This window comes from Saccharothrix deserti (assembly GCF_009769385.1).
Classification (GTDB): domain Bacteria; phylum Actinomycetota; class Actinomycetes; order Mycobacteriales; family Pseudonocardiaceae; genus Actinosynnema; species Actinosynnema deserti.
The window spans coordinates 1-25,765 of sequence record NZ_VKAB01000044.1 but is presented as its reverse complement, the minus strand read 5'-3'; the positions used below and the strand labels follow the sequence as shown (position 1 = coordinate 25,765).

The following is a 25,765-nucleotide window of genomic DNA, read 5'->3' as shown; positions in this document are numbered from 1 at the left end:
CATAGAGGCCGCATAGAGAGCGGCTATGGAGGGCGCTGGATATTGGTCTTTGCGCACCGGCGGTCCGAGCGGCTTCAGTGAGGCAAGCCCCGAGGAGGAAGTTCGATGGACCTGGGTATCACTGGACGCGTCGCGCTGGTGCACGGCGCCGGCGGGGGTCTGGGCGGTGCGGCGGCTCAGCGGCTCGCCGCCGAGGGCGCGGTCATCGCCGTCGCCGACGTGCGGGGCGAGGCGGCGGAGGTCACGGCCGATCGGATCCGCGGCGCCGGCGGCCGGGCACTGGCCCTGGAGTGGGATCTCGGCGACTTGTCGGTGATCGATGCGAACGCCACACGGATCGAGGACGTACTCGGACCGGTCGACATCCTGGTGAACAACACCGGTGGCCCACCACCGACCCCGGTGCTCGGCAACGGCCCGGACACCTGGACCGACCACTTCCGGTCCATGGTGCTCTCGGTCATCGCGATCGCCGACCGCGTCGTACCGGGCATGTGCGACCGCGGCTGGGGCCGCGTGGTGACCAGCACCAGCTCCGGCGTCGTGGCCCCGATCGCCGACCTGGGGTTGTCCAACTCGGTGCGCACCGCGCTCGTGGGCTGGTCGAAGACCCTCGCCCGTGAAGTCGGCGGTGCCGGTGTCACCTGCAACATCGTCGTCCCCGGCCGGATCGGCACGGCCCGCGTCCGTGCGCTCGACGAGAGCAAGGCGGCACGGGAGAAGCGGTCTGTGGGCGAGGTGGCCGACGCGAGCATCGCCTCCATCCCGGTCGGTCGCTACGGCGATCCCGCCGAGTACGCCGCGGTCGTCGCCTTCCTCCAGCAGACCGGCGTCGGTCTCGCCGTCCGCAAGTACGTCATGCGGCGACGCGGTCTCCTGGCCCACGACGCCCAGCGCTCACCGGGGGCGCTCCCTCAGCGCGGCCGAGCGCGCCGAGGTCGACCTGCTGCTGGAGCGGCTCGCCCTGCGCGACCCGCGGACGAAGCTCTTCTGACGCTCAGGCCGAGCCGGTACGCACCTGGTCGAGTCCGTTGAGGATCAGCTCCAGACCGAAGGCGAACTCGTCCTCCAACGGCACCGGCATTGAGCTGGCGACCGCGACGGTGGCGGGGAACAGTGCCGGGTCCATGCCCTGAAAGGTGGCGGACAACCGCGTGTCGTCGGACTGCTGCCCCGAGGGGCTTGTGAGCTGGATCGCGAAGCCCAGGACGTAGTGGGCCAGTGTCGCGTAGGCGCGTGCGGCGAGGGGCGGCGGGAAGCCGTTGTCGAGCAGGATCGCGATGGACCGTTCCCGGTGAACTAGCGCGTTCGGGCCGACGGGCACCTGTTCGACCAGCAGCGGGGCCACGTTCGGGTGGCGACCCAGAAGTTCGAACAGGGCGGTGGCAGCCGTCCGGAGTGCTTCGTGCCAGCTCATCGCTGCGAGTTCTTCGGTGTCGAGTTCGACTTCGCCGAACATGCGGTCGACGACTTGGGCGACCAACTGGGACCGGTTGGCGAAGTGCCGGTAGAACGTGGCCGTGCCGGAGCCCAGCCGCTGGGCGAGCGTCCGCACCGACAGGGCGTCGGCGCCTTCCTCGTCGACGATCCGCAGCGCCGTCGCGACGATCCGGTCCAGCGGGACGGGAGGACGGCCGGGTGAGCGTCGAGCTGATTCGGCCTCTCCGGCAGGGCGGCGTGCGGCTGTCACCGGGCCAGTATGGCGGATGTTTGACACCCTCCACCATAACGGACACACTGTAGCCATTATGTGTCGGGGGTGTGTGAAGATCGACGGGGTGGTCGAATGAGCCGCACACTGCTGCGCGGCGCGCGGGTGGTCACCATGGCGCCGAACCGGCCCGACGCGGAACGCATCGACATCCTCGTCGACGACGACCGCATCGCCGACCTGGGCGAGCACCTCGACAGCCCCGACGCCGACACCGTCGACCTCTCCGGGCGCGTCGTCATCCCCGGCCTGGTCAACGCGCACCTGCACACCTGGCAGGCCGGGTTGCGGTGCGTGGGCGCCGACTGGACGTTGCCGGAGTACCTCACCCACGTGCACGGCACCGTCGCCCGGCACTACAACCCCGAGGACATGCGCATCGGCACTCTCGCCGGCGCGTTGAACCAGATCGACTGCGGCACCACCACACTCGGGGACTGGTGCCACAACACCCGCACACCCGAGCACACCGACGCGGCGGTCGACGGGCTCCTGCGATCCGGCATCCGCGCGGTCTTCCTGCACGGCACCGCCTACGTGACGCCGGACAGCCCCCACCCACTCCCCGAGGTCGACCGCCTGCTCGACGGCCCGGTCCGCACCCACGACCTGCTCACCCTCGGGATGGCCATCCGGGGACCGCAGTACTCCACGCCCGAGGTCGCGGTGGCCGACTTCCGTGCCGCCGACGAGCGCGGCGTCGTCGTGTCGGTGCACCAGAGCGGCGGTGAACCCGCGGCCGGGTGGGACGCCGTGCGAGAGGCCGGACTGCTCGGGCCCCACACCAACATCACACACGGCGCCGGCATGACCGACGAGTGGATCAAGACGCTGGTCGGGGCCGGCGTCACGTTCACCGCCACTCCCGAGAACGAGCTCGGTCAGGGCCACGCGGTGCCCGTCACCGGACGACTGCTGCGCCTCGGCGCGGCACCGTCGCTCGGCACCGACGTCGACACCGTCGTGCCCGGCGACATCCTCACCGCCGCACGGATCGCGCTGGCCCATCAGCGCGGCCTCGACCACGAGCACCACCGGCAGTCGACCGGCATGGTGTCGCGGACGCCGTCGATCACCGGCAAGCAGGCGCTGTCGTGGGCCACGGTCGAAGGAGCACGAGCGCTCGGCCTGGCCGACCGGGTCGGGCGCATCGAGCCGGGCATGCAGGCGGACCTGGTCGCCATCGACGCCCGCGCGCTGAACCTGTGGCCGGCACACGACCCGATCGCCGCGGCCCTGCACGCCGGCGTCGGCAACATCGAGGCGGTGATGATCGCCGGACAGTGGCGCAAGCGCGACCACCACCTGGTCGACGTCGACCTCGACGACGTGAAGGATCGCCTGAGGGGATCAGGCGAACGGCTCCTCCGCCACCTGGACACAAGTGCGCGGATCTGACCCGCGCTGACGATCTACCGCTGCTGGTCACGCGGACGAGCCGGGACGGGAACCGCGCTCACCAGGTTGCTCCGATGTGGACGGTCAGGTAGGCGGCGACGAGGAGCCAGGACACCACGGCGGCGATGAACTTCTGCGGCCGGTTGCCCTTGCGGGCGTGCGCGATGACGGCGCCGGTGAGCATGAGCGGCAACCCGACGCCGGCGAGGCTGCCGAGCAGGGCCCGGACCACACCGGCCAACAGTCCGGCCGCTGCCGCGACGTCGATGCCGCGCACTCCGGCGATCCCGGCCAGCGCCTCGGTGAGTTCCCGGCCGGCCGCGTCCGCGCGGAGGGCGAGCTTGTAGGGCTTGCCCACGCTCGTCACGGGCAGTGCGTCGAGGACCGTCACGGTCTTGGGTGCGGCGGCGCGTTCGGGCACCCGCTCGCGCGCCCAGTCGCGCAGCTCCTCTTCCGCCACCGAGGAGCCGGGTGCGAGGGTGACGTAGGCGACGGGGACCTCACCGGAGTGCACGTCCGGACGCCCGACGGCACCGGCCGCGATGACCTCGGGATGGGCCAGCAGGGCGTCCTCGACGAGTGCCGGATCGATGTTGTGCCCGCCGCGGATGATGAGGTCCTTGGCGCGGCCGGCGAGGTGGATGAAGCCGTCGGCGTCGATGCGCGCGAGGTCACCGGTGTCCAGCCAGCCGTTGACCAGCTTGCCGAGCCCGTCCAGCACGGGGCCGTGGTCGTCGCGCCCGGTGACGTAGCCGGGGAAGACGGCCGGGCCGCTGATCGCCAGCACGCCGCGTTCACCCGGGGGTAGGTCCTCCCAGGTGCCGTCCTCGCCGACGCGCACCACTTTCACCTGCTGGTAGGGCATCCGCTGCCCGACCGAGCCCGGCCGCGGCGCGTCGGGGAAGCTGCGGGCGCTGGCGCAGGTCGCCTCGGTCAGGCCGTAGCCCTCGATCAGAGTGATCCCGGTGTGGGCCTGGAAACCGTCGCGGACCGCGGCGGGCAACGGCGACGCGCCCACCAACGCGTACCGCAAGCTGCTGATGTCCGCGTCGACCGGACATTGCGCGAGGACGGCGTACACGGTGGGCACCGCGCTCATCGTCGCGATCCGGTAGTGCTCGACGATCTTCCAGAACTCGCCGTACAACGCCGGGTCGCGGTAGCCGAGCGGACCGGCCCACACCGCGCCCTGCCCCTTGAAAAGCGGCGAGAGCAGGGTGACGACAAGCGCGTTGACGTGGAACAGCGGCAGTGCGGCGAAGAACGCGGACTGTTCGTCGAGCAGGGAGTTGGCGGCCAGCACCCACGCGTCGGCGACCTCGTTCGCGTGGGTGTGGGCGGCCAGTTTCGGCATACCGGTGGTGCCGCCGGTGTGGAAGAACGCGGCCAGATCGGTTGCGCGGGGTGGAACGCCTGCGAAAGTGGACGGGTCCAGATCGGCGGCGAGATCACCGAGGTGGCCGACGTTCGCGCCCTGGACCGTCGGCGGGAGCTCGGACGTCGGCACCGCCCCGGTGGGGCGCAGTACCAGGATCGTGTCCAGCAGGCCGTCGCGGGCCAGAGCTCGGGCGGTGTCCCACATGTCGGGTGCGAGCTCGGGCCCGGCGGTGATCAGGACCCGTGCGCCGGAGCGGCGGAGGAGTTCCGCGAGGTGCTGCCGGGAGAGGCCGCCGTTGAGCGGTGTCGCGATGCCGGCGAGTTGCGCGGCCAGCGTCGCGGGGATCAGCTCGGCGCAGTTGGGCGACATCAGGGCGACCGCGTCCGTGCGCCGCACGCCGAGTTCGTGCAGCAGGTTCGCGTACCGGTGGACATCGGCCAGGAGTTCGGCGAACGTCCGGCGCACCGGCTCGCGCCACCGGGAGGTGTCGGGCAGCACGGTGATCGCCGTGCGGTCGGGCCACGTCGTCGCGGCCCGCGCGAGCAGCGCGTAGGTCGAGTCGGGCAGGCCGCGTTCTTCGAGCGGGACGGTCTCGATCTCGGACAGGTCGGCCGGTGAGGCGTAGTCCGGCCACTGCGTCTTCTCTCTCATCGGGGTGTTCTCGCTCATCGGGCGTCCCTCACGGTCGTGCGCTGGCGGCCGAGGTCGATCGCGCCGTCGTCGGTCGCCACGGCGGCCTCGACGACATCACCGTCGGCGAGGTACTTCGGATTTTTGGCCTGGCCTCGGAAGAAGAGCTTCCACTTGACCTGCTCCGGCAGCAGGGAGGCGATGACCTGGACCGGTTTCGGTGGCGCGCTGATGGCCGTGCCGACGGGTGTTCCGGTCAGCACGAGGTCGCCGGGGTCGAGGTGCTGGAAGCGGGTCAGCCCGCGCAGCGCCGCGAGCGGCGGGTAGATCATGTCGGAGGCCGTCGCGTCCTGCCGGAGTTCGCCGTTGACCCACAGCTTCAGCCGCAGGTCGGTGAACCGCTTGAGCTCGTCGGCGTCCAGCAGCACCAGCGCTGGACCGACCGGCGTGAAGGTCGGGTAGGACTTCCCCTCGTAGTACTGGGTCTTGGGCAGCTGGATGTCCCGCGCCGAGACGTCGTTGGTCACCACGAGGCCGGCGATGTAGTCGGAGAGGTCGTCCTCGGTGACCGTCGAGCCGACCGGCATCGCCTTGCCGATGACGAGCCCGATCTCCACCTCGTAGTCGAGCAGCCGCACGTGCGCCGGTTTGATCACGTCGTCGTGCGGTCCGCTGATCGAGCCCGACGTCTTGCGGAAGAACGCCAACTGCGCGGCGTCGGGTTTGCCGCCGGTGTCGGTGACGTGCGAGGCGAAGTTCGTCATCTGCGCGACGACGCGGCAGGGCGCCGTGACCGGCGAGATCAGCGCGAGGTCCTCGACGGGGACGCCGTCGGTGCCCGCCGCGGCGGTGGCGATCGCCGGCCGGTCGGCCAGCAGCTGCGCGGTGGTCGTGGCGCGTGTGTCCACTTTGGATGCACCAGTGGGGGGAGGACCCACCAGGCGTCGGCGGTGCGGAGGACCGAAGTGTTCATGACGTTATCGTCAATTACGAACGTAACATCAGTCAAGAGCTGATGACGATTTCGTCATAGTTGAAAGTTGCGACTACAGTGGGACGGGCCGACCAGGTTGAGGGGAGCAGGCATGACGGAGCAGTCCGGGGGCAAACCGAACCGGCTGGACCGGCGCAAGGCGCGCACCCGTGCCGCGCTCGTCCGAGCGGCCCAGGCCTTCATCGCGGCCGGGAAGACGAACGTCCCGGTCCTGGAGATCACCCAGGCCGCCGACGTCGGGATGGGCTCGTTCTACAACCACTTCGAGAGCAAGGAGCGGCTCTACGAGGCGGCGGTCGCGGACGCCCTCGACGCCCACGGCGCCCTGCTCGACGAGCTGACCACGGGCCTGGACGACCCGGCACACGTGTTCGCGCAGAGTTTCCGCCTGACCGGACGCCTGCACCGCCGCAACCCCGAGTTCAGCAAGGTCATCCTGAACAGCGGGCTCGCCGTCGCCGGGGCGGACAAGGGCCTCGCCCCCCGCGCCCACCGCGACATCGAAGCCGCCGTCCACGCCGGCAGGTTCACCGTCCGCGACCCCGAACTCGCCCTGGTCACCGTCGCCGGCGCCGCACTCTGCCTCGGCCAATTCCTGCACGACCACCCCGAGCGCGACGACGCCGAAGCCGCCGATCAGGTCACCGAGGACCTGCTCCGCATGCTCGGTCTGCCCGCGGCCGAGGCTCACGAGATCTGCCAACGCCCGCTGCCAGACCTCGACGCCCTCGGCCGCCCGAACTCCGCCGCCTGAGCTCTCGGCCGTGACACGACCACGACGCTGCGGCGCCTTCCCATGGCGCGAGTCCGCCGCAGTTCATTCCTGAGCGTGTGCACACCGCCAGTCGCAGATCAGGAGAAGCCAGTGGCCTACCAGGGCGACTGGATCCGTGCGCTCGGCCCGCGCGAATGGCGTGGCGGGATGTCTGCCCTCGCCGGCGAGGCCGAGAGCCGTTGCCGGCCCTCGGCGTTGCCGGCTTGTCCTATCCGATGCGGATTTCGGCGAGTTGGAGGCGGTAGCGGGTGGTCTCGTCGGCGGCGGGTGCGCCGAGTCTGGTGGCCTGGAGGCGCAGGTAGCGGGCGGTGGTGGTCTTGAAGCCGTAGGTCTGTGGGAGCCCGTTGGGGTTGGGTTGGCCGGTGACGGTGCGGACGGTGGTGTAGGTGGTCGCCCCGTCGGCTCGGGTCTGGAGGGTGAAGTCGACCGGGAAACCGGCCGTGCCACCGCCGGCCGCGGACGTGTCGGTGCGGGGGAACAGGCGTACGGCGTCGAGGTCGGTGTCGGTGCCGAGGTCGATCTCGACCCAGACGGGGGACGCGCTCACGTCGGCGGAGGTGGCGAAGTTGCTGGTGTAGCCCTTGGTTCCGGTCGCGCTGGTGAGGACGCCGTCGGTGAGCCGGTTGCGGCCCCAGTCGCTGTTCTCCAGGCTGTTGTTGCTGGTGACGGTCCGGCCGAATCATCGGCTCGGACGGGAGGCGATGTCAATGGGTCGTTGCCAGGCAAGGTCCACACTGGACCGCCGCGAACCGCTCGACAGGACCGGCTACGTGCGCAGTTCGCGCTTGAGGATCTTGCCGGTGGCGGTCATCGGCAGGGTGTCGCGGAACTCTATGACGCGCGGGTACTTGAAGCCGGCCATGTTCTGCTTGCACCACTCGACCAGCTCGGCTTCGGTCACCTCGGCGTCGGCACGTGCGCCATCGCTCCGCGTCGTGTTGCCCGGCGGCGATGACCTGACCACCGCCGGGCACGCGTGCGTACGGCCGGGGCGGTCGGTCAGTCGGCGATCAGGACGGGGCGGGGGCCCGCGGGAGCCGTCCAGGCCTCGCCGGCCTGGGAGAGCGGGTAGACGTGGGTGTCCACCTGCACCATGCCGTCGGCGATGAGTTGGATGTAGACGGTGGCCTGGGTGATGTAGCGGCGCATGTCGAAGGAGCCGATGCCGCTGCCGCTGAGGTGGAAGGGACGGCTGCGCAGCAGCGAGGCGGGCACGGCGGCCTGTTCACCGGCCGCGGAGCCGATCTCCACGTAGCTGGTGGCGTCCGCGCCGGGGACGTCCGCCAGTGCCTGGAACACGGCCTCGGCCGGGTGGCCCCACAGGAAGTCCAGGACGAGGTCGGGTGCCTGGTCGCCCAGCGCCGCGCCGATGACCTTCGCGTCCGCGTCCTCGTCGCCGACGAGTTCGACGATCTCGTCGCCGAGCCCGGCCACGCGCTTGAGATCGTCCACGCCGCGGCCCACGCCGACCACTCGTCGCACGCCGAGCGCTCGGGCGTTCTGCACGGCGAGGCCGCCGGCCGCTCCGGTCGCCCCGAGGATCACCACGGTGTCCGGCGCGCCGTGCGCTTCCACGTGGGCGGTCAGCGGCATCCAGGACGACATGCCCGGGTTCATGCCCGCCGCCACGGCGACGGGGTCGGTGCCGTCCGGCAGCGGGAGGGCCAGGGCGGCCGGGGCCGCCATCCGTTCGGCGAAGGTGCCCCAGGGCGGCTCGACCTCGCCGGTGTACACCATCCTGCCGTCGGCCGTGCGGGCCACCACGTCCACGCCGGGCACCAGGGGGAACTGCCCGGTGCTGCTGTAGTGCTTGCCGGACGCCTTGGCGCGCACCACGGGGTGGATCGCGGACGCGACCAGGTCGACGATCTGTCGGCCTTGGCCGGCCTCGGGTTCGGGGCTCCCGCACTGCTCCGACCTGTGACCCGGACGCCGGGAACCGGCAACCGGGGATCGGTCGGCATGGCGGACAGGCTTTACGGATACAGTGTATCCATAACCTGGGCATCGGGGTACACGTACCCGCTGTGACTCGGCCTCACGCCCCGCGCCGCCACGCCTGCGGGATCCGGCCCTGGGAGACGTCCGACTGCACGGAGTACCGGATGCCGGCCGTGACCGGCCCTATTCCCCCTTGGTCGCGCCTGATGTGCCGCCGCGGACGAAGTGTCGTTGGAAGGCGAAGAACACCAGTGCCACGGGGATGGTCATGATCAGTGTCGCGGCGAGTTTGATCGGGTACTGGTTGCCGGAGCCGAGCTGACCGGAGACGAGTGAGGCGACCCCGGTGGTCAGGGTGTTCAGTTCCGGGCTCTGCCGGGACACGATGAAGTGCGGCAGTTCGTTCCACGATCCCTGGAACGACAGGATGGTCAGGGTGATGAGCGCGGGCCGGGCCATCGGCAGCACGATGGACCAGAAGGTCCGGAAGGTGCCCGCGCCGTCGATCCGTGCCGCTTCCTCGACGCTGACCGGGATCGACTCGAAGAACTGCTTCATGATGAACACGCCGGCGGCGTCGGCGAGGAGCGGGACGATCATCCCCGAGTAGGAGTCGTACATCCCGAACTGGTTGAGGACGAGGAATTTCGGGATGAGCAGGACGACACTGGGCACGGCCATGACCGCGATGACGGCGGCGAACAGCGCCTTCCTGCCGCGGAAGCGCAGCCGGGCCAGTGCGTAGCCGGCGAGGGAGTCGAAGAACACGCGGCCGGCGGTGACGAGCAGTGCCACGACGACGGAGTTCGTGAACCAGCGCGCGTAGTCCGCTTCGGCGAGCCTGCTGAACGCCGCTGTGGTGAAGGGGTCGGGCCACAGCGACAGCGGGTTGTTGGTCGCGTCCGATTCGGTCTTGAAGCTCGTCGCGAGTTGGACGAGGAAGGGGTAGATGTAGATCAGCGCGATGGCGACCAGTGCGGTGTAGCCGAGTGCGCGTGCGAGGCCGCTGGGGCGACGTAGACCTTTGCCTTCGCGGCTGGTCGGGTGTTGTGTGCTCATCGTGTGCCTCGCACGGTGGGGCCGGATCCGTTTCGTGCCGCCTTCGCCGCCCGCCGCGCGGCGGCCTTGACGTGGGCGTCGTCCTTGTCGCGCAGGATGAACCGTTGGACGAGCGTCATCGCGACGATGATCGTGAAGAGGATGAAGGCGATGGCGCTGCCCTGTCCCCACTCGTTGCTGACGAACGAGGACTGGTAGGACAGGAACGCGGGGGTGAGCGTCGTCTTGCCCGGAGCGCCCTTGCTCATGACGTAGATCTGGTCGAAGACCTGCCAGGTGCCGATGAGCCCGAGGGTCAGGACCAGGAACGTCGTCGGCTTGAGCATCGGCAGCGTGATGTGGCGGAACCGCTGCCGGCGCCCGGATCCGTCGATCTCGGACGCCTCCTCGACCTCGACGGGGATGTCCTGCAGGGCGGCGAGGAACATGAGCATGAACATGCCGGCCGTCGTCCACACGACCAGTGCGATGATCGCGCACATGGCCACGCTGGGGCCGGCGATCCACTCCCACAGCGACAGGCCGCCGAGGGTCGTGTCGGCGAGTGCGGGCGGTGGCGCGGTGATGTCCACGCCGAACGCACCGAGGACGAGGTGGATGACACCGCGTGGATCGGCGAACCACGCGGGGCCTTCGAGGCCGATCTTCTCCAGCAGGGAGTTGACCACACCGCTGGAGGAGAAGATGAACAGGAAGACGACCGAGATCGCGACCGAGCTCGTCACCGTCGGGAAGTAGTACGCGGTGCGGAAGAATCCTTTGCCCCTCAGGCGTTTCCCGTTGACGAGCAGCGCCAGGCCCAGTGCGAGCAGGGTCTGCAACGGGACGACGAAGAGCACGTAGTAGGCGTTGTTGCGCATGCTGGTCATGAAGTCGTTTCGCGCCAGGCCGGGTTCGGCGACGAGCGGCGCGTAGTTCTGTGCGCCGACGAAGTCCACTCCCGGTGCGAGCGGGCTGCCCTGGCCCTGCCAGTCGGACAGGCTCACCCACAGCGCCATGAGGATCGGCAGGACCAGGAAGAGCCCGAGCACGACGATGACGGGTGCGACGAAGAGCCCGCCGGCGAGGCCTTCCCGGCCCCTGATGCCGCCGCGAGGGGCTCGGGTCCGCCGTCCGGGCTTGGCAGTGTCCGAACCGGTGTCCTCGCGCGGTCCGTGTGGCGCGGGTGACGGTGTGGGGGTCTCGGCGGTGTCTGTCGGGCGGGCCGGTGCCGGACCGGTGCCCGGGCCCTGTGCGGGCCCGGGGTTCGGTTGACTCATCGTGCGTTCGCTCTCGTTCCGTTGGTGCCCGGATCTACTGGCCTGCGGATCACTTGCCTACGACGGCCTCCGCGTTCGTCTGGAGTCGCTTGAGGATCTGCGCCGGGTCGGTGTTGGGCAGGCCCTGGAGGCCGGTGTCGAAGTCCTCCAGCACCGGCTCGATCTTCGCGACGTTTACGGGGGCCTGGGCGTAGGTGGCGCCCTCGATGAATGCCTTGTCCTGCGGGAACGCGGCGACGTAGTCGGCCTGGGCGGACTGCCGGGACGGCATCACGCCGAACGCCTTGGCGAAGGTCAGCTGGGAGTCCTTCGCGGTCATGGCCTTGACGAAGTCGAGGGCCGCGGCCTTGTGCGCGCTCTTCGCCGCGATGCCCCAGCACTGGGTGAAGGCGAGCGTGCCCTTGCCCTGCGGGCCGGCCGGCAGCGGAACGGTCGTGTACGCGATGTCCGGGTAGTCGCTCTTCATGGCGCCGGCGATCCAGTTGCCCTCGATCGTCATGGCGGCCTTCTGCTTGCCGAAGGCCTCGCCCGACCAGCGGTACTTCGCCGCGCCGGAGGCGAGCAGCGACCGGACGAATTCGAGGGCCTTGAGGTTCTGCGGGGAGTCCGTGGTGACCTTGGTGGCGTCCTTGTCGGTCACCCAGCCGCCGGCCTGGACCATGAAGGCGCCGATCCGGTCACGTGTGTCGCCGACTGCGAGGCCGGCCTGTTCGGGTGTGGTCAGCTTCGTGGCCACGGCCTGGAGTTGTTCCCAGGTGGTGGGGTAGTCGGCGTCGGTCAGGCCGGCCGCGGACCACGCCTTGGTGTTGATCTGGAGGGCGAGGGTGGAGAAGTCCTTGGGGATGCAGTAGAGCTTGCCGTCGTAGGTGAACACCTGGCGGGCACTGGCGTAGAAGTCGTCCTTCTCCGGGAAGGTGTCGCCGTACGGTTCGAGGCTGCCCGCGCTCGCGTACGTCGCGAAGCGCGTGGCGTCGAGGTAGAAGACGTCCGGCGGGTTGTTCGAGGCGAAGCCCTGTCCCAGTTGTTGGACCATGTCCTGTGCCTGGGTGACGTTCGCCGTGTTGCCGGATCCCGTCGCCCAGGCCTGGGCGACGTCCGTGACGGCCTTCGTCTCGGCGTCGCCGCTGGATGAGATGAGGACGTTGACCGACGCGGGGCCGGCGGGCGCCTGCCCGCCGGCGTCGTCGGTGTCGTCGAACCCGCTGCCGCAGGCCGACAGGCTCAACGACAGCAGCGCGACGGCGCCGACGGCCCAGCGCACACGTGGATTGGTCATGGCAAATCTCCTTGGGCAGGCCGACATGACGAGTCGGGGGTATGGGGAACCGCGCCGTCGCCGCATGAGGGTGCGAGCGGGACGGCGGGGTGTGGGTGAACGGACTTACGTAGCCGTTCGGGGAGAGGGTGTGGTGGGACGCCTCAGCCGCTCGCCCGGACGACGAGCCGGGGCGACAGCAGGACAGGGGCGGGCGGGCCGGCCGGCGGAACGGGGGCCGTCAGCACTTCTTGGAGCATCCGCAGGCAGGCGGCGGCGGCCTCGTCGAACGGCTGCGCCACGCTGCTCAGGCCGACGACCGCCGCGGTCGGGGAGTCGTCGAAGCCGACGACCGCGACATCGACGCCGGGGCGCAGCCCGCGTGCGGTGATCTCGGTCCAGGCCCCGAGCGCCAGCGAGTCGCTCGCGCAGACGATCGCGGTCGGCGGACTCGGCAGGTCGAGTAACGCCGCCGCGGCCTCGCGGCCGGTGCCGAGCCCGTCGGGGACGCCCACGTCGTAGCCGGCGGGGACGTCGAGTCCGGACGCGAGGAGGATGTCGGCCCAGCCGCCGCGCCGGTCGTCGCCGACCTCGAATCCTTCCGGCCAGCCGAGGAGGGCTGGCTGCCGGTCGATGCGGTCATGACCGCGACGGACGGACCCGGCCACAGCCGTTTCGTCGGCCTCGCCCGGGGGCTCGGAGACGCCATCCCCGACCCGACCGTCCGGGTCGACCGGCGGCGCACCATCACCCCCGGCGTGCTCGCCGAGCGGCTGACCGTCCGCTCCACCGCCACGACGCCGGTGCACCTCGACGTCCGGGTCGAGGTCGCCGGGGACCTCGTGAACCTGGAGCACACGAAGGCGGGCCGGGCTCCTCTCCCGCACGCGGAGCCGACGGCCGAACTGTCGTCCGGCGTCGGTGTGCTGCGCTGGGGCGACGGGACGGTCGCCGTCATCGCCGGCGCCCCTGGTGCGACGCCCGACGCCGGGCGTTCCGCGCTGACCTGGACTCTCACCGTCGAGCCCGGCACGAGCGTCGACCTGGACCTGACCGTCCAGGTCTCCGACCACGGCGCTGTCGTCACGGCCGCCGGCCCCCGGCCCACCTGGCAGCGCCCCGAGGTCACCGCCGACGACCGCCGCCTGCCCGCACTCGTCGCGCAGAGCCTGGACGACCTCGAATCATTGCGGATGACCACTGCCGCATCACCCGGCGACACCTTCCTCGCCGCGGGCATCCCCTGGTTCTTCACCCTGTTCGGCCGCGACAGCCTGTGGGCCGCGCGGATGCTCCTGCCGCTGGGCACCGACCTCGCACTGGGCACCCTGCGCACCCTGTCCGCCCGGCAGGGCACAGGCACCGATCCGGTGACGGAGGAAGAGCCCGGCAAGATCCTCCACGAACTGCGGCGCGGGGTCTTCGACGACGGCCAGGGCCTCCGCCTGCCCCCGATCTACTACGGCACCGTCGACGCCACAGCCCTGTGGGTCTGCCTGCTCCACGACGCGTGGCGCTGGGGCCTGCCCGCCCGCGACGTCGAGCCGCTGCTGCCCGCCCTCGTGGCCGCGCTCGACTGGATCGGCACCGCAGCGAAGGCCGGCCACGGGTTCCTCTCCTACGTCGACCACAACGGCACCGGCCTGGCGAACCAGGCCTGGAAGGACGCCGGGGACGCCGTCCGGTTCACCGACGGCCGACTCGCCGACGCGCCCCTGGCGCTCGCCGAGGTCCAGGGCTACGCCTACGAGGCGGCCCTCTCCGGAGCCGCACTCCTCGACGCGTTCGGGCTGCCCGGCGGCGAACGATGGCGAACCTTCGCCGACGGCCTCGCCGACCGGTTCCGCGCCCGATTCTGGGTCACCGACCAGCAAGGCCCCTACCCCGCCATAGCACTCGACCGGTCGGGCCGACCAGTGGACGCCGTCGCCAGCAACATGGGCCACCTCCTGGCCACCGGCATCCTCGACACCGCCGAGACCGCCGCCGTCGCCGCACGACTCGCCGCACCCGACATGTCCGACGCCTTCGGCCTGCGCACCATGTCGTCCCGGTCCGGTGGCTTCGGCCCGCTGCGCTACCACTGCGGCGCCGTCTGGCCACACGACACCGCGATCGCGGTCACCGGCCTCGCCCGCACCGGCCATCCCGAAGCAGCCGCCCGACTCGTCGAAGGCATCCTCGCCGCGGCACCGGCCTTCGACTACCGATTGCCGGAGTTGTGGGGCGGCGACGCACGCACCGACACCCGCGCACCGGTTCCGTACCCGGCCGCCTGCCGACCACAGGCCTGGGCGGCGGCCTCCGCCATCGCCCTCACCACGGCGTTGATCGGACTGGAACCCGACGTACCCGCCGGCCGACTCCTCCTCCGACCGGGAGGCCCATCTCCCGTGGGCGCGCTCGCCGTCGCGGGACTCACCATCGCGGGAGAACGACTGGACGTCACCATCGACTCCGGCGGCCGAATCGAGTCGGTGTCAGCCCCCGTCGGACTGACCGTCGAGGGATACGCGGCGTCGCAGGCGGCCTGAATACCACCCCGATTCGAGCCGCAGGTCGTCCACAGCCGTCGCGGCCTCGGGATCGTCAGGTCCGCCTCACCGCCGTCCCGATGCCGCTGCCGGCCACCGGAGCCACGAGGCCCCGCTCGGCCGGCGACGCTCCAATCGACCAGTTCGTCGTGCTGAGCACGGCTCTGCCGGTCGGGCCGGTCGGCTGGTTCCTCGCCGATCCGCTGTGCCTGCTCGGGCGCGCCGAGGAGGCGCTCGACGCCAACTCCCGGGCCGAGCGGGTCAGCCGCGACCTGCGCAGCCGGAGTTGGGTGGTGCGCTGCCTGATCCAGCGCGGACGCCTGTTGCGCGGACAGGACCCGGCCGCCGCGGCGGCCGAGGCGCGGCAGGCCGCGCGCGAGATCGGCATGACATCGCTCGTCGAGCAGGCCGGGAAGCTGCTGGACGGGATCCGCGCGGACATCGCCGATCCGGTCATCGGCCCGGTCGACCGGACCGACGCCCTGGAACCGGCGGCCGGTCCGGACGACGAGCCGGGCGTCGCGGACGGGAACGCGATACTCCTGGCCGCCGGACTCAGCCCGGAGGACATCGACATCATCCGGCACGCCGCGGACGGGAACACCAACGCGCAGATCGCCAGGATCATGCACCTGAGCGTGCCGACGATCGAGCGGCGACTGACGAACGTGTACCGGCGGCTCGGCGTGCGCAACCGGGCCCAGGCCGTGAGCCTCGTCGCTCAAGGCCAGAACCGGTGACTGAAGTGGACCTGCGGTGATGGGATCGCCGTCGGTGCCGGCCGCGAAGACGCTCACGTGAAGGGGTTCGACCGGGTCGCCGCGAGGAGGTACCAGGAGGTCGCTCCGACGTGCCGACTCGACACATCCCCGAACATACCCAGGCGATCACCACAAAGGTCTGGGACTTTCCCCAGTCCGCTGTCGGCACATTTCCCGGATCATGGATCGGAACGACCGACGGCTGACAGCGACTCCGGCGGTTCGTGGCTGGCGGGTGCGCCCGCCGCGTTGTCAGACCTCAGATGTCCTCACTCACAGCGCCGTGCCGCCGACACCACGGCCCCACGCAGGTGCCGCTCCGTGCACGAGCACGGCTGCAGCGGGGGCGTCAGCGGTGGGCGGAGCGGTTGGTCTCGACGACCTCCTCCAGGGTGGGCGTGGACGTGAGGACGGCGAAGTGCTCCATCAGGCGGTCACGCGTGCGCGGGGCCTCGGCCCGGTCGGCCGCGGCCAGGGCCGGTCCCAGGTCCTCGAGGCTCAGCTCGGTGCAGTAGGCGGGCGTGCCCGGCTGCTGCCGCCAGGAGTCGGCGAGTACGCCGGCGTGGAAGGGGTCGAAGCCGGTCTCGTCCACGAGGCGCATGGCCACACGCCGTGCCTCATCGGAGTCGGCGGCAACCGGGATGGCGATGCGGCCAGGGGTTCCCGGAACAACGCCCTTGGTCTGCTGGGTGCCGGCCAGGGCGGCGTTCCACGCCTTGACCACGGGTCGTCCCAGCTGCTCGGCGATCCACAGGCTTTCCACCTGTCCGTTGTCCACCGCGTCGATGTACCCGTTGAGGTGGGGGTAGTAGTTGGAGGTGTCGACGACCACCGTCTCGCCGGGTACGGAGGCGAGCAGGTCGGCCAGTTCCGGGACCCGCCCGAACGGGATGGACAGGATGACCACGTCCTTGTCCCGGACCGCGGCGGCAGGGGTCGCCGCGCGGACTCCGGACGCCAACACGTCGGCCGGAATGGTCTCGGGGCCCCGGGCGGCCGCCACCTCAACGTCGTGACCGGCCGCGCTGAGCTTGCGGGCCAGGTTCCCCCCGATCGCCCCCGCACCGATAACGGCGATCTCCATGATTTGTCCTTCCGAGGTTGCCACCCTGAGGGCGGCTGGATGTGACGGCCGCGCGGTGGGCCGGGCCGCGCCACGCTCGAACCCGGCCTGCGCCGCGCCGGCGTCCTCAGGCGGACGCCGGCTTCCGGATGCCCGGATGGTTCTCCAGCGCCCACCGCACGGTCTTCGGCGGGCGGCCGAGCAGGGTTCCCAGCTGGTCGGTGATGCTGCCGTACCCTCCGCCGCCCATCAGCCGGGTCAGCGTCTTCAGGTGTTCCGCGATGTGCGGGTACGCGGCCAAGGCGGTGTCCACATAGGTCTCGTTCCAGGTTTCGACGTCTTCGGGAACGTAGACGACCGGGCGTCCCAGCACGGCCGCGTAGTCCTCCGCGAACCCGTGCATGTCCTTCAGTTCCGGACCGGTGAGCTCGTAGGACTTCGAGATGTGCGGCGTCGGGTCGAGCAGGATCTTCACGCACAGCTCCGCCACATCGTAACCCGCGATGGGCGCGAGCCGGTGGTGGCCGAAGGGCAGGCGCAGTTCACCGTTGCCCAGCGGGGCCAGCGCCAGCCAGGTCAGGATGGGGTTCTCGACGAACATGCCTGCCCGCACGTTGACGGTCGGGAGGCCGGACCAGTCCAGCACCTGCTCGGCGACCCAGTGGGCCCGTTGCTGCGGCGACCACTGCGTGACCAGTCCGCCGAGCCGTGAACGCCGTTCTTCCTCCGGCGCTGTCATCTTCTCGAACGTCATGAACGACTGTTCGTACTCGGAGATGTTGACGAAGACCTCGATATCGCCCTGGGCCCGTGCCGCCGCGGCCATCAGGCTGACGGCGTCGGTGTAGTACGGCGACAGGCTCATGCTGAAGTAGATGCGGCGGCAGCCCTTCAGCGCGGCGGTCACGTCGGCGATGTCGAGCAGGTCACCGACGAAGACCTCGGCCCCTGCCTGGCGGAGCGAGTGGGCGCGTTCGTCGTCCTGTCGCACGAACGCGCGCACAGGGTGCCCTTGTTCGAGCAGCATGTCGACCATCGGCCGCGTCGAGGTCACCGGTGCGGGCCTGTCCACGAAATGGGCTGCGGCCTGGGTGCGGATCTCCCCGTTCCCGGTCAGGCCGGGACCACGGGCAGGACGATGTGGGACGGCCGGGCGGGGTCGTGGAAGACCTGCTGCCGGGCCACTCGGGCCGTGGTCGCGCTCTCCTCGGGCTCGCCCGTGTTGAGGTTGCGGTCCCAGCGCGGGACGTTGCTGGAGGTGACCTGGACCCGGATCCGGTGACCCGCCCGGAAGACGATGCTGGTCGACCACAGGTCCACGACGTGCTCGGCCGCCTCGCCCGGTGTCGCCGCGCGCACCCGCACGATGCCGTCGGCCACATTGCGGGAGACACCGTTCTCGTCGACGTCGCACAGGCGTGCCACCCAGTCGGTCGAGGGTCCGTCCGTGGCGGCGAAGAGCACCGCCCGGACGCGGCCGGTCACCTCGACGTCCTCGGGGAGCGGTTCGGTGGTGAAGACCAGGACGTCCTCGCGCGCCTCCACGACCGTCTGGTCGAGCGGCCCGGGACGGAACTCGTCGGACATGAAGAGCGCGCCGCCGGTGGTGGGCACCGGATCCATCGGGTCGTAGGTGAACTCCTCGGCCTGCTCGGCGGTGGACGGCGGCTCCCGCGTCAGGCGTCCGTCAGCGCGCAGGTGGAAGTCCGTGTCCACCGCCCGCGACAGGGGCCATTCCGTTTCCTCGCGCCACTGGTTGATCCCCATGACGAACAGCAGCACCTTGCCCTCGTCCGGCTCCGGCGCCGCACCGTCGCCGAGCGTGCGCTGGAACCAGTCGAGCTGCATGTCGTGCACGCGTCCCCGCATGCCCATGAAGTCGGAGTTCGCGCCGAACCCGAAGTTGACGTCACCGACCACGTGCCGCCAGTTGGTGTGGGTCCACGGGCCCATGATCAACGTGGCGGACCGGCCGGCTCGGCGCATGGCGGTGAAGTTGTCGAGCGTGCCCTGGGAGAAGATGTCGTACCAGCCGCCGAGTTGGAAGGTGGGCAGGTCGACCTCGTCGTGCCGGCCCGCCACGCGGCAGGACTGCGCCCAGTCGGGCTCCCGCCGGGAACGCTCGTAGCCCAGCTCGGGGAGATCGTGCCGGGCGAACGCGGGAACCGCCCGGCGGGCAGCTCCCCGTAACCGCCGCTCGCCAGGCCGTCCAGATCCCGCACGAGCCCGGTGACGCTGCTCACGAGTCCGGCGAGGTCGGTGCGGTGACGGCGCATCAGGGTGTCGGCACCCTGGAGGAGGGACCAGGGCGCGGTCATGCCGAGCTCGATCGCACCGCCGCGCGTCCACAGCCCGTCGTCCGGATCGGACCACGTGATCAACGGCGCGATCGCCTTCAGCTCCGGTGGCTTCGACAGCGCCGCCATCCACTGGGTGTTGCCGTCACGCATCTCCGCCGGAACGTCGAACTCGATCTCCGCCCCGTACCGCTCCCTGTGCGTCTTCTTCTCGGGGGTGTGCTCGGGTGCGGCGGGCGTCAGCCGGCCAGCTTGTTGAGCTTGCGGATCTGCTTGTCGAAGACCCCGGCAGGAGCGAGGCGGCGCAGCATGCTCGCGCGTCCGGCCATGGGGCCGGCGGTGTAGCGCAGCTTCGGCTTCGGGGCGGTCGCTGCCTCGACGATCACCTTGGCGACGATGGCGGGGTCGTCGCCGTCCTTGATCGCTGTCTCCATCATGCGGTCGAAGGCGCGCCGCTGGTCCGCGTAGACCTCCAGGGGCGTGTCGGGCCGCGGGCTGTTGGCCTCGAATCCGGTGCTGGTGTAGGCGGGTTCGACGAGAAGTGCCCGGACGCCGTACTCGCGGACCTCGTGGTCCAGGGACTCGGAGTACCCCTCGATCGCGTGCTTGGAGGCGGCGTAGGCGGCCATGTAAGGCGAGGGGAGGAAGCCGACCACGGAGGAGAGGTTGATGATGCGTCCGCGTCCTTGAGCGCGCATGTGCGGCAGGACCTCCTTCACCATGCGCATCACACCGAAGACGTTGATGTTGAAGACGTCCTGGGCCTGCGCGATGGAGGTTTCCTCGGCCGCGCCCATCGAGCCGACGCCGGCGTTGTTGACCAGGACGTCGATCCGCCCGAACCGGTCGACCACCTGCTGGACCGCGGCGGTGACCGAGGCGTCACCGGCCACGTCGAGGTCGAGGAACGCCACACCGTCGAGCGGGGTGACGCGCGAGGTGTCGCGGCTCGTGCCGACCACGTCGAAACCCGCTGCGACCAGCGCGAGCGCGGTTGCCTTCCCGATGCCGGAGGACGCACCCGTCACGAGTGCCACCGGACGATTCGTGGTCATCATGAACTCCTGTACCCAGTGAGAAACCGATCGGTTTCCACCACTGTAAACCGATCGGTTTCCGCACGCAAGTGCGAGCAACACCACGAATCCGGGCCACGTCACGGGTTGCGTTCGGCAGATTCCCCCCAGGGCTTCAGTCCTGGGAGGAATCGCGTCCTCGTCTTCGCGGCACGCAGCGCCGCGGCACCACTCGCGCAGGCGGCCGCGCAGCGGTCACCGAGCCTGCCCGAAAGGCGATGTGTCAGCGCACGCCTGCCGTGTCGAGCAGGATGGCCACGGTGGGCGCGACGAGCCCGGCCAGGGTGTCGGCATGGATCCCCGCGCGGGCGCTGGCGCCGTCGAAGACCAGGCTGAGCTGCCGGGCCAGCAGGTCGGGATCGCCCGCGCCCCCCCGTTCGGCCTCGGACCGGAAGAAGGCCGTCAGGTTCGCCTTGACCTGGCGGGCCACCCGGCTCGCGGGGTGGTCCTGATCCTTGAGCTCGATCTGCACGGCCAGGTACCGACAGCCCCGGAACTCGGGCGCGACCGACTGCGACTCCACCTGCCCGAAGACGTGCATGATCCGCTCGCGGGGTGAACGGCCGTCGTCCGCCGCGGGCAGGAGCCCGGCCACGTAGGCGGAGGAGCGCTCCTCCAGGCTCGCCGCCAGCAGCTCGTCCTTGCTCTCGAACAGCTGGTACAGGGAGCGCTTCGACACCCCCGCCGCCTTGCACAGCGCCTCGACGCCGATGCCGATGCCGTCCCGGTAGGTCAGCCTGGCTGCCGCATCCAGCAGCCGCTCCCGTGAACTCGGCCTCACTTCGGTGGTCATACCGCGAGGTTAACCCGGTTCCGACGAAATGAAAACCGATCGGTTTCAGGGTGTCGGGCGAGGTCCGGCACAGTTCGCGCAGCCACGCCGCGTCGATCACCGCCGGCGGGCTCGCGACGTCACCCGCCGCACGCCGGGCGAGCACGGCCTGCACCGACGGATGTGCAGCCAGCTTCCCCGGAATCCTGAGATCCGCCGACTCCACCTCGACACCTGCACGTGACCGAGCCCCGTCACCGGTCGTACCGGGCCAGGCCCGGCCTTTGCGACGAGGCCCAGCGACATCGCACAGCACTTCGCCGACGTCGTGGGGCCAGGAGGTATTCGCCCGTTCGGTCCAGCCTCCTCTCCAGTAGTGGCAGGAGGTGCGCCATGACCGACCTCAGCACTCGGATGATCACAATCTTCACCGCACTCGTCCTCGTCTTGGCAGCGACCGCGGCGTGCCAGGACCCCGACACACCGACGAGGGTCACGACCGGACAGGACGTGCCGTCGGTGACCCTGATGGTTCCGGGACGGCCGTCGGACCGCGTGACGGACACGGCCGCCATCGAGCTCGCCGAAGAGCAGGTCAAAGGGATCGAGTCCCGCTGCCGGGAGGGTGCCGGTGTGCCGGGCTCCAAGGAAGTCTGCCTCGGTCCGCTCGTCGAGGCGAAGCGTGCCGGGCGGACAGCGCCGTGCCCCGAGGGACCCGCAGTCTGCATCTTCTTCGGCTACGTGTCCGGCGATCCCACCGCCGCTGTGCTCAAGGTGGTCGACAGCCGGCCCGGTAGCCCCGCATGCAGCGACGGCACGGTCACGGTCTGCCGGGGCGTCGTGGTGGGTGCCGACATCATCGCTCCGCTCATGGGACCGCCGACCACCACACCGTCACGGACATGAACGCCACCAAGGGCGCGAGGGCGGAGAGCCCGTTCTGGCGCGTGACGTTGGACCTGCTCGCACTGGCCGGGCCGGCGGGCCTGGTGACCGGCGTTTTGTACTACTTCGGCTACATCAGCGCGAAGGCCTTCTATTCGTACTTCGGGGTCAGCCTGAGCGCTCTCGACTTCGCCCCCACCAGTTACCTGATGCGTACCGCGGACACGTTCTTCCGTCCGGCGGCGACGCTGCTGACCGTCGCCGCACTGGTCCTCGTCATCCACCGGGTGCTCGGTCTGGTGTTGGACCATGCCGGGGCCGCCTGGGTCCGCCAGGTCGTCGCGGGTCTGGGCGGTGTCGGCGTCGTCCTCGGTGCGGTCGGTCTGGCCGGCTTGTACGGCGAGCCACGCGGACTCGTGTCCCCGATCTCGTTGGCTGCTTCGGCGCTGCTGGTGGAATACACGCTGTGGACGGTCGACCACCACGAGACCTGTTTCCCCGCAGGCGTCACGGCGCCGGCCCGTGCGGGCGTGGGCATGCGGCGGGGGGTGCTCGTGGCGTTGGTGTTGATCGCGGTCTTCTGGGCGGTCACGAACCTGGCCGAAGCGCGCGGCACTTCGAATGCCCGGCTGACCGAGTTGGCCCTGCCGCTGCAACCGCAGGCGGTGGTCTACAGCCAGGAGGACCTGCACCTACCCGGTCCCGGCGTGGGAGTCGCCCGCCTCGAGGGCGAGGACGGCGCCTACCGCTTCCGGTACAACGGGTTGCGGCCGCTGCTCTACGCGAACGACCGGTGGTTCCTGCTCCCCGTCGGCTGGAAGCACGACAACGGCTCCACGGTGATCGTGCTCCAGGACGATCCCGGCAGCATCCGCGTCGACCTGGCACCGTCACATGCCGAGGGGCACAACTCACGCCGTCCCTAAAACGAAGACCCTTGGGACACGAGGGCCTTGCCGGACCGGCGGCTCGTCCTCCAACAGGCCACGTACCCCTTGCAGACCAGGTTGATCGGTGTGACCAGGTCACTCGGATGGGGTGCCGTCGAGCGGCTTGTTGGTCAGGAAGAACAGTGCGGAACCGGCCGGCGCCGTGAGCCTCGAGTGGCTCTACGAGCGGATCTCCATGCACCTGGGCGACGTCGAAGACATCGGGATCCATAACAGCGCCACTATCCCTGAGGCCTGTAGCCGGCAGTAACCATGCTTCCGTCATCAGGTGAGGCGTGGGCCAAGCATGTGGGTGGCTTGGCTGGTGTTGGTGGCGGTTGGGTGCCCCCACTCCATCGCGACGAACAGCTTCCGCGACAGCCGCCGCTTTGTCGGACTTGCTGCCAGGACACTGTTCCGCCACGAGCCACCGGAGACCCGGGACGCGAAGCTGGCCGCGATCGCGACGGCGTTCGGCAAGGTCGGGATCGGTGCGTAGGTCTTGCGGGTACTCCTCTGCGGTCTGCGGGGAATTGTATCGTTGTCGAATCGTCTCATTTTTTTACGATTAAGTGAATGAATGGGACGATTTCTCCACGAGTGAAAGCTGTCCTGCGCGCCCTGGCTGCGGCGAGCCCGCAATCCCGCGGACGGTCAGGTCGGGGTTCTCGGTCCGCCCGACCATTCCGGGGCCGCCGACCGAGACGCCCCAGATTCCGTACCCCTCGCCGTTCTGGTGCACGTGCAAGCCGTGGGTCTGGTCCGAATCGGTGACCAGGAACGTCGTGCCGCCGTCCTTGCCCGCGTCGTTGTGGCGGCCGATCAGCATGGTGCCGCCCGGTGCGGCGTTCGCCGTTCCGGGAGCGGCGATGGTGGCGGCGACACCCGCCGCCAGACCGGCCGTGGCCGTGGTGAGCAACCGGCGCCGGGTGGGTTCGTCCGTCGACATGGGTTCGAATCCTCTCGTCGGCGTTGGGCTGGCCAGCTCATCCGATGACGTGGGCGAGGTAGACCTTTATGCCCCGGTTAGGCCACACGGAGTGGAGGGGGACGTCGTAGCGGTTCTCCGTGTGCTGCGCGTAATAGATTTGACCTCCACTCACGCGGTTGACGACTGCGGCGTGCTCCATCGAGCTGTTGCCGGCGTAGTCGAAGTAGAGGATGTCGCCGGGAACAGCCTGCCCGCGCCTGGTGACGGTCGGGCCGAACTGGCGGACCTGCGGGACCGTGGTGACCATGTGCGCCACCACGCGGTCGCCGAGGCAGACGTGGCGGTGCGGGATGTCGCCGGGGAAGCGCACGAAGTCACCGGCGGCCAGGTCGACGCAGGCACGGCTCTACCGCGCGAGCGTCGCATACGGCCTCGCGTTCTGCGTTACTTGCCCCGGCCGAGGCCCGGGAGATCGAGGGAGATCGGCGCTGCGGCTGAGGTGTCAGCCGCTACAGCCTGCCCGCGCCGGCGCCCGCCATCACCGTCGCCGGCACGTCCTTGCACGGTTGGAGGTGGTACCTGTAGGGGATCGTCGCGACGGTGCCGCGGGTCTTCGGTGTGCCGGAGTCGACGAAGCAGTTCTTCCGGGACACCAGGTTGCCGGGCTGGGTGCCCACCACGTCGAGCTGGAAGGGTTCGGCGACGCCCTGGAAGTAGTTGCCCTCGGTGAGGACGCCCGCGTCCGAGCTGGACCGGATGCCGTATTTGCTGCTGTTGACGTAGTAGTTGTTGTAGACGTGTGCCGGGTTGCCGAAGCGCACCCAGGGGTTGCGCTCGACGGTGCGGTCGAAGAAGTTGTGGTGATAGGTGACCTTCAGCCGGCCGATGTCCTGCGCGCCGTTGTCCGGGCTGTGGCCCACGAGCATGTTCTTGCCGTGGGTGCTGTGGTTCCACGAGACGGTGACGTACGACGAGCCGCGCTTGACGTCGGCCGCGCCGTCGAAGCCGCGGACGAACGTGTTGTGGTCGATCCAGACGTGGTGGGAGAACATCTGGACGTTGATCGCGTCGTCGGCCCAGTCGTCGAAGGTCAGGTTCTGGACGATGACGTTGTGGACCGCGTCGGCCGGCGGCTCGGTGATGGCGTTGTTCGCGGGCAGGCCGATGTTCAGGCCGCCGCCGGTGAGGCCGGAGTCCGCGCCGAACCCGACGATGGTCTTGTCCGAGGTGACGTTGTGCATCGGGCCGGGCAGCGCGATCATCCCGTCCACCTTGATGATCAGCGGTCCTTCTCGGGAGATCGCGTTGAGGAACTCGTCGGCCGTGTCCACGGTCACGGTCGGGCCGCCGGCGCCGCCGGTGGTGCCGTTCTGACCCCAAGCCGCCACGGCGGCGAAACCGTCCGGCACGCCGACAGCGCCCGTCGAGTACTCGGTCGCCGCGCCTGCCGTCGTCGGGACGAGGGCCGCGATGGTCCCGACCACCGCCACGCCGACCAGCGCTGCACGCTGTTGCCGGGTCGTCCTGGTGTGTCGCATGGTGTGACCTCCCTGAAAGCTCGTGTTCCAGCCGCACGCCGGGACTCGGCGTGCTCGTCGGCGACTTCACGCGACCGGACCTCACGTCGATCCCATCGGTGATCGCGGCGGCGGGTCAGCAGGTGGAGTTCGTCTGCGTCAGCAGACCCAGGCGCCACGGCAGGAAGTTGTAGGAGTCGTTCGCGTTGGAGTCCTTGCCCTGGTACACGTAGCGAAGGTTGCAGGGGCTGATGGTCATCGTCTGGTCGATGCCGTTGCGGATCATCTCGCCGTGGCTGATGTCCCTGGTCCACGCGGTGCCGTCGAAGGCGACGTTGTTCGACCGGGCGAAGGGGTTGGCCTCGGTGTCGGCGAGCGCGGTCCACGACCCCGTGATCGTGGGCGAGGTCCAGGACCGGAAGTAGCGCTTGCCGTCCGAGCCGATCGCCTCGTTGACCAGTAGGTAGCTGTTGTTGACCCGGTAGACGTTGGGTGCCTCGAACAGCTTGAACTTCGTGTCCTGCAAGGCGATCACGGTGTTGGTCATCCCGTTCGGGAAGTTGGCGACCGTGGTCTCCGAGCGGTACAGGTGGCCGTTGT

At 70.0% G+C, this 25,765-nt stretch carries 27 protein-coding genes and 1 pseudogene; 8 read left to right on the top strand and 20 right to left on the bottom strand.

The window, feature by feature from the left end; all coding sequences use genetic code 11:
• The first annotated feature begins 105 nt into the window (after window positions 1–105).
• Window positions 106–1,035, top strand: coding sequence for an SDR family NAD(P)-dependent oxidoreductase (locus FM051_RS41925; protein WP_158852670.1), 930 nt, complete (start codon window positions 106–108; stop codon window positions 1,033–1,035).
• Here the strand turns inward: FM051_RS41925 and FM051_RS41920 are convergent.
• A complete protein-coding gene (locus tag FM051_RS41920; RefSeq protein WP_202919314.1) occupies window positions 998–1,717 on the bottom strand; it encodes a TetR/AcrR family transcriptional regulator in 720 nt (239 codons plus the stop codon). The genes FM051_RS41925 and FM051_RS41920 overlap by 38 nt on opposite strands.
• Before the next feature lie 69 nt (window positions 1,718–1,786).
• Here FM051_RS41920 and FM051_RS41915 point away from each other — a divergent pair, with 69 nt between their 5' ends.
• Window positions 1,787–3,109, top strand: coding sequence for an amidohydrolase family protein (locus tag FM051_RS41915; protein ID WP_158852668.1), 1,323 nt, complete (start codon window positions 1,787–1,789; stop codon window positions 3,107–3,109).
• A 58-nt stretch (window positions 3,110–3,167) separates the two neighbouring features.
• On the opposite strand, the gene FM051_RS41910 is transcribed toward FM051_RS41915, so the two are convergent.
• Complete coding sequence (locus tag FM051_RS41910) at window positions 3,168–5,156, bottom strand: acyl-CoA synthetase (protein WP_238413030.1); 1,989 nt, start codon at window positions 5,154–5,156, stop codon at window positions 3,168–3,170.
• Complete coding sequence (locus FM051_RS41905; protein WP_238413029.1) at window positions 5,153–6,025, bottom strand: fumarylacetoacetate hydrolase family protein; 873 nt, start codon at window positions 6,023–6,025, stop codon at window positions 5,153–5,155. Before FM051_RS41905 ends, FM051_RS41910 begins: the two co-directional genes overlap by 4 nt.
• A 177-nt stretch (window positions 6,026–6,202) precedes the next feature.
• On the opposite strand from FM051_RS41905, the gene FM051_RS41900 reads away from it, so the two are divergent.
• On the top strand, window positions 6,203–6,865 hold the full coding sequence (locus FM051_RS41900; protein ID WP_158852667.1) for a TetR/AcrR family transcriptional regulator: 663 nt from the start codon (window positions 6,203–6,205) through the stop codon (window positions 6,863–6,865).
• A gap of 229 nt (window positions 6,866–7,094) precedes the next feature.
• Here FM051_RS41900 and FM051_RS41895 read toward each other — a convergent pair whose 3' ends face one another.
• The 7 genes from FM051_RS41895 to FM051_RS51005 form a co-directional block, all read right to left on the bottom strand.
• Window positions 7,095–7,535: a discoidin domain-containing protein gene (locus tag FM051_RS41895; RefSeq protein WP_158852710.1), complete on the bottom strand. Its 441-nt coding sequence runs from the start codon at window positions 7,533–7,535 to the stop codon at window positions 7,095–7,097.
• Between the two features lie 117 nt (window positions 7,536–7,652).
• A complete protein-coding gene (locus FM051_RS51010) occupies window positions 7,653–7,850 on the bottom strand; it encodes an AMP-binding enzyme (RefSeq protein ID WP_238413028.1) in 198 nt (65 codons plus the stop codon).
• Window positions 7,851–7,885: 35 nt separating this feature from the next.
• Window positions 7,886–8,722, bottom strand: a complete 837-nt coding sequence (locus FM051_RS41885) for a zinc-binding alcohol dehydrogenase family protein (protein WP_158852666.1) — start codon at window positions 8,720–8,722, stop codon at window positions 7,886–7,888.
• A gap of 288 nt (window positions 8,723–9,010) precedes the next feature.
• Window positions 9,011–9,886, bottom strand: coding sequence for a carbohydrate ABC transporter permease (locus tag FM051_RS41880; protein WP_158852665.1), 876 nt, complete (start codon window positions 9,884–9,886; stop codon window positions 9,011–9,013).
• Window positions 9,883–10,917: a carbohydrate ABC transporter permease gene (locus tag FM051_RS41875; protein ID WP_238413027.1), complete on the bottom strand. Its 1,035-nt coding sequence runs from the start codon at window positions 10,915–10,917 to the stop codon at window positions 9,883–9,885. Before FM051_RS41875 ends, FM051_RS41880 begins: the two co-directional genes overlap by 4 nt.
• A 277-nt stretch (window positions 10,918–11,194) precedes the next feature.
• Complete coding sequence (locus FM051_RS41870) at window positions 11,195–12,421, bottom strand: sugar ABC transporter substrate-binding protein (RefSeq protein WP_158852663.1); 1,227 nt, start codon at window positions 12,419–12,421, stop codon at window positions 11,195–11,197.
• A 143-nt stretch (window positions 12,422–12,564) separates the two neighbouring features.
• Window positions 12,565–13,068, bottom strand: a complete 504-nt coding sequence (locus tag FM051_RS51005) for a substrate-binding domain-containing protein (protein WP_202919313.1) — start codon at window positions 13,066–13,068, stop codon at window positions 12,565–12,567.
• On the opposite strand from FM051_RS51005, the gene FM051_RS51000 reads away from it, so the two are divergent.
• Window positions 13,042–14,934 carry a glycogen debranching N-terminal domain-containing protein gene (locus tag FM051_RS51000; protein WP_202919312.1) on the top strand — a complete coding sequence of 631 codons (1,893 nt, stop codon included), beginning with the start codon at window positions 13,042–13,044 and terminating at the stop codon, window positions 14,932–14,934. The two genes, FM051_RS51005 and FM051_RS51000, sit on opposite strands and share 27 nt — an antisense overlap.
• Window positions 14,935–15,014: 80 nt before the next feature.
• Window positions 15,015–15,674 (top strand): helix-turn-helix transcriptional regulator, encoded by a 660-nt coding sequence (locus FM051_RS41860; protein WP_158852662.1) that lies wholly within the window; start codon window positions 15,015–15,017, stop codon window positions 15,672–15,674.
• Between the two features lie 370 nt (window positions 15,675–16,044).
• Here FM051_RS41860 and FM051_RS41855 read toward each other — a convergent pair whose 3' ends face one another.
• The 6 genes and pseudogenes from FM051_RS41855 to FM051_RS41835 all read right to left on the bottom strand — a co-directional run bounded on the left by FM051_RS41855 (window position 16,045) and on the right by FM051_RS41835 (window position 20,924).
• Entirely contained in the window at window positions 16,045–16,779 is a 735-nt protein-coding gene (locus FM051_RS41855) for an NADPH-dependent F420 reductase (RefSeq protein WP_158852661.1), read from the bottom strand.
• Between the two features lie 106 nt (window positions 16,780–16,885).
• On the bottom strand, window positions 16,886–17,812 hold the full coding sequence (locus FM051_RS41850; RefSeq protein ID WP_202919311.1) for an NAD(P)H-binding protein: 927 nt from the start codon (window positions 17,810–17,812) through the stop codon (window positions 16,886–16,888).
• A 59-nt stretch (window positions 17,813–17,871) separates the two neighbouring features.
• A complete protein-coding gene (locus FM051_RS41845) occupies window positions 17,872–19,107 on the bottom strand; it encodes a CocE/NonD family hydrolase (protein ID WP_274383870.1) in 1,236 nt (411 codons plus the stop codon).
• Window positions 19,074–19,184, bottom strand: a pseudogene (locus FM051_RS53415) (hypothetical protein); the annotation flags it as partial. The pseudogene FM051_RS53415 and the gene FM051_RS41845, both read right to left, overlap by 34 nt.
• 110 nt (window positions 19,185–19,294) lie before the next feature.
• Window positions 19,295–20,110: an oxidoreductase gene (locus FM051_RS41840; protein WP_202919310.1), complete on the bottom strand. Its 816-nt coding sequence runs from the start codon at window positions 20,108–20,110 to the stop codon at window positions 19,295–19,297.
• A 244-nt stretch (window positions 20,111–20,354) separates the two neighbouring features.
• Complete coding sequence (locus FM051_RS41835; RefSeq protein WP_158852659.1) at window positions 20,355–20,924, bottom strand: TetR/AcrR family transcriptional regulator; 570 nt, start codon at window positions 20,922–20,924, stop codon at window positions 20,355–20,357.
• Between the two features lie 372 nt (window positions 20,925–21,296).
• Here FM051_RS41835 and FM051_RS41830 point away from each other — a divergent pair, with 372 nt between their 5' ends.
• From FM051_RS41830 to FM051_RS41820, 3 genes are all read left to right on the top strand, one after another.
• The gene (locus tag FM051_RS41830) at window positions 21,297–21,809 is read left to right on the top strand and encodes a hypothetical protein (protein WP_158852658.1); all 513 of its coding nucleotides are present in this window, start codon (window positions 21,297–21,299) and stop codon (window positions 21,807–21,809) included.
• Entirely contained in the window at window positions 21,806–22,714 is a 909-nt protein-coding gene (locus FM051_RS41825; protein ID WP_158852657.1) for a hypothetical protein, read from the top strand. The genes FM051_RS41830 and FM051_RS41825 overlap by 4 nt, the downstream gene beginning before the upstream one ends.
• A 316-nt stretch (window positions 22,715–23,030) precedes the next feature.
• Complete coding sequence (locus tag FM051_RS41820) at window positions 23,031–23,216, top strand: hypothetical protein (RefSeq protein WP_158852656.1); 186 nt, start codon at window positions 23,031–23,033, stop codon at window positions 23,214–23,216.
• A 69-nt stretch (window positions 23,217–23,285) separates the two neighbouring features.
• Here FM051_RS41820 and FM051_RS41815 read toward each other — a convergent pair whose 3' ends face one another.
• From FM051_RS41815 to FM051_RS41800, 4 genes are all read right to left on the bottom strand, one after another.
• Window positions 23,286–23,666 carry a hypothetical protein gene (locus FM051_RS41815; RefSeq protein ID WP_158852655.1) on the bottom strand — a complete coding sequence of 127 codons (381 nt, stop codon included), beginning with the start codon at window positions 23,664–23,666 and terminating at the stop codon, window positions 23,286–23,288.
• A gap of 37 nt (window positions 23,667–23,703) precedes the next feature.
• Window positions 23,704–24,018, bottom strand: a complete 315-nt coding sequence (locus FM051_RS41810) for an amidase domain-containing protein (protein ID WP_158852654.1) — start codon at window positions 24,016–24,018, stop codon at window positions 23,704–23,706.
• A gap of 139 nt (window positions 24,019–24,157) precedes the next feature.
• Window positions 24,158–25,186: a pectate lyase family protein gene (locus FM051_RS41805; protein ID WP_158852653.1), complete on the bottom strand. Its 1,029-nt coding sequence runs from the start codon at window positions 25,184–25,186 to the stop codon at window positions 24,158–24,160.
• A gap of 115 nt (window positions 25,187–25,301) precedes the next feature.
• Window positions 25,302–25,765 (bottom strand): non-reducing end alpha-L-arabinofuranosidase family hydrolase (locus FM051_RS41800; RefSeq protein ID WP_274383869.1); only part of this gene is annotated, 464 nt, incomplete at its 5' end.

Coding starts and splice junctions, on each gene's coding strand:
- FM051_RS41925 (WP_158852670.1), top strand. CDS start 106: ATGGACCTGGGTATCACTGGACGCGTCGCGCTGGTGCACGGCGCCGGC.
- FM051_RS41915 (WP_158852668.1), top strand. CDS start 1,787: ATGAGCCGCACACTGCTGCGCGGCGCGCGGGTGGTCACCATGGCGCCG.
- FM051_RS41910 (WP_238413030.1), bottom strand. CDS start 5,156: ATGAGCGAGAACACCCCGATGAGAGAGAAGACGCAGTGGCCGGACTAC.
- FM051_RS41900 (WP_158852667.1), top strand. CDS start 6,203: ATGACGGAGCAGTCCGGGGGCAAACCGAACCGGCTGGACCGGCGCAAG.
- FM051_RS41880 (WP_158852665.1), bottom strand. CDS start 9,886: ATGAGCACACAACACCCGACCAGCCGCGAAGGCAAAGGTCTACGTCGC.
- FM051_RS41870 (WP_158852663.1), bottom strand. CDS start 12,421: ATGACCAATCCACGTGTGCGCTGGGCCGTCGGCGCCGTCGCGCTGCTG.
- FM051_RS51000 (WP_202919312.1), top strand. CDS start 13,042: ATGACCGCGACGGACGGACCCGGCCACAGCCGTTTCGTCGGCCTCGCC.
- FM051_RS41860 (WP_158852662.1), top strand. CDS start 15,015: ATGCCGCTGCCGGCCACCGGAGCCACGAGGCCCCGCTCGGCCGGCGAC.
- FM051_RS41855 (WP_158852661.1), bottom strand. CDS start 16,779: ATGGAGATCGCCGTTATCGGTGCGGGGGCGATCGGGGGGAACCTGGCC.
- FM051_RS41840 (WP_202919310.1), bottom strand. CDS start 20,110: ATGACCACGAATCGTCCGGTGGCACTCGTGACGGGTGCGTCCTCCGGC.
- FM051_RS41835 (WP_158852659.1), bottom strand. CDS start 20,924: ATGACCACCGAAGTGAGGCCGAGTTCACGGGAGCGGCTGCTGGATGCG.
- FM051_RS41830 (WP_158852658.1), top strand. CDS start 21,297: ATGACCGACCTCAGCACTCGGATGATCACAATCTTCACCGCACTCGTC.
- FM051_RS41825 (WP_158852657.1), top strand. CDS start 21,806: ATGAACGCCACCAAGGGCGCGAGGGCGGAGAGCCCGTTCTGGCGCGTG.
- FM051_RS41815 (WP_158852655.1), bottom strand. CDS start 23,666: ATGTCGACGGACGAACCCACCCGGCGCCGGTTGCTCACCACGGCCACG.
- FM051_RS41805 (WP_158852653.1), bottom strand. CDS start 25,186: ATGCGACACACCAGGACGACCCGGCAACAGCGTGCAGCGCTGGTCGGC.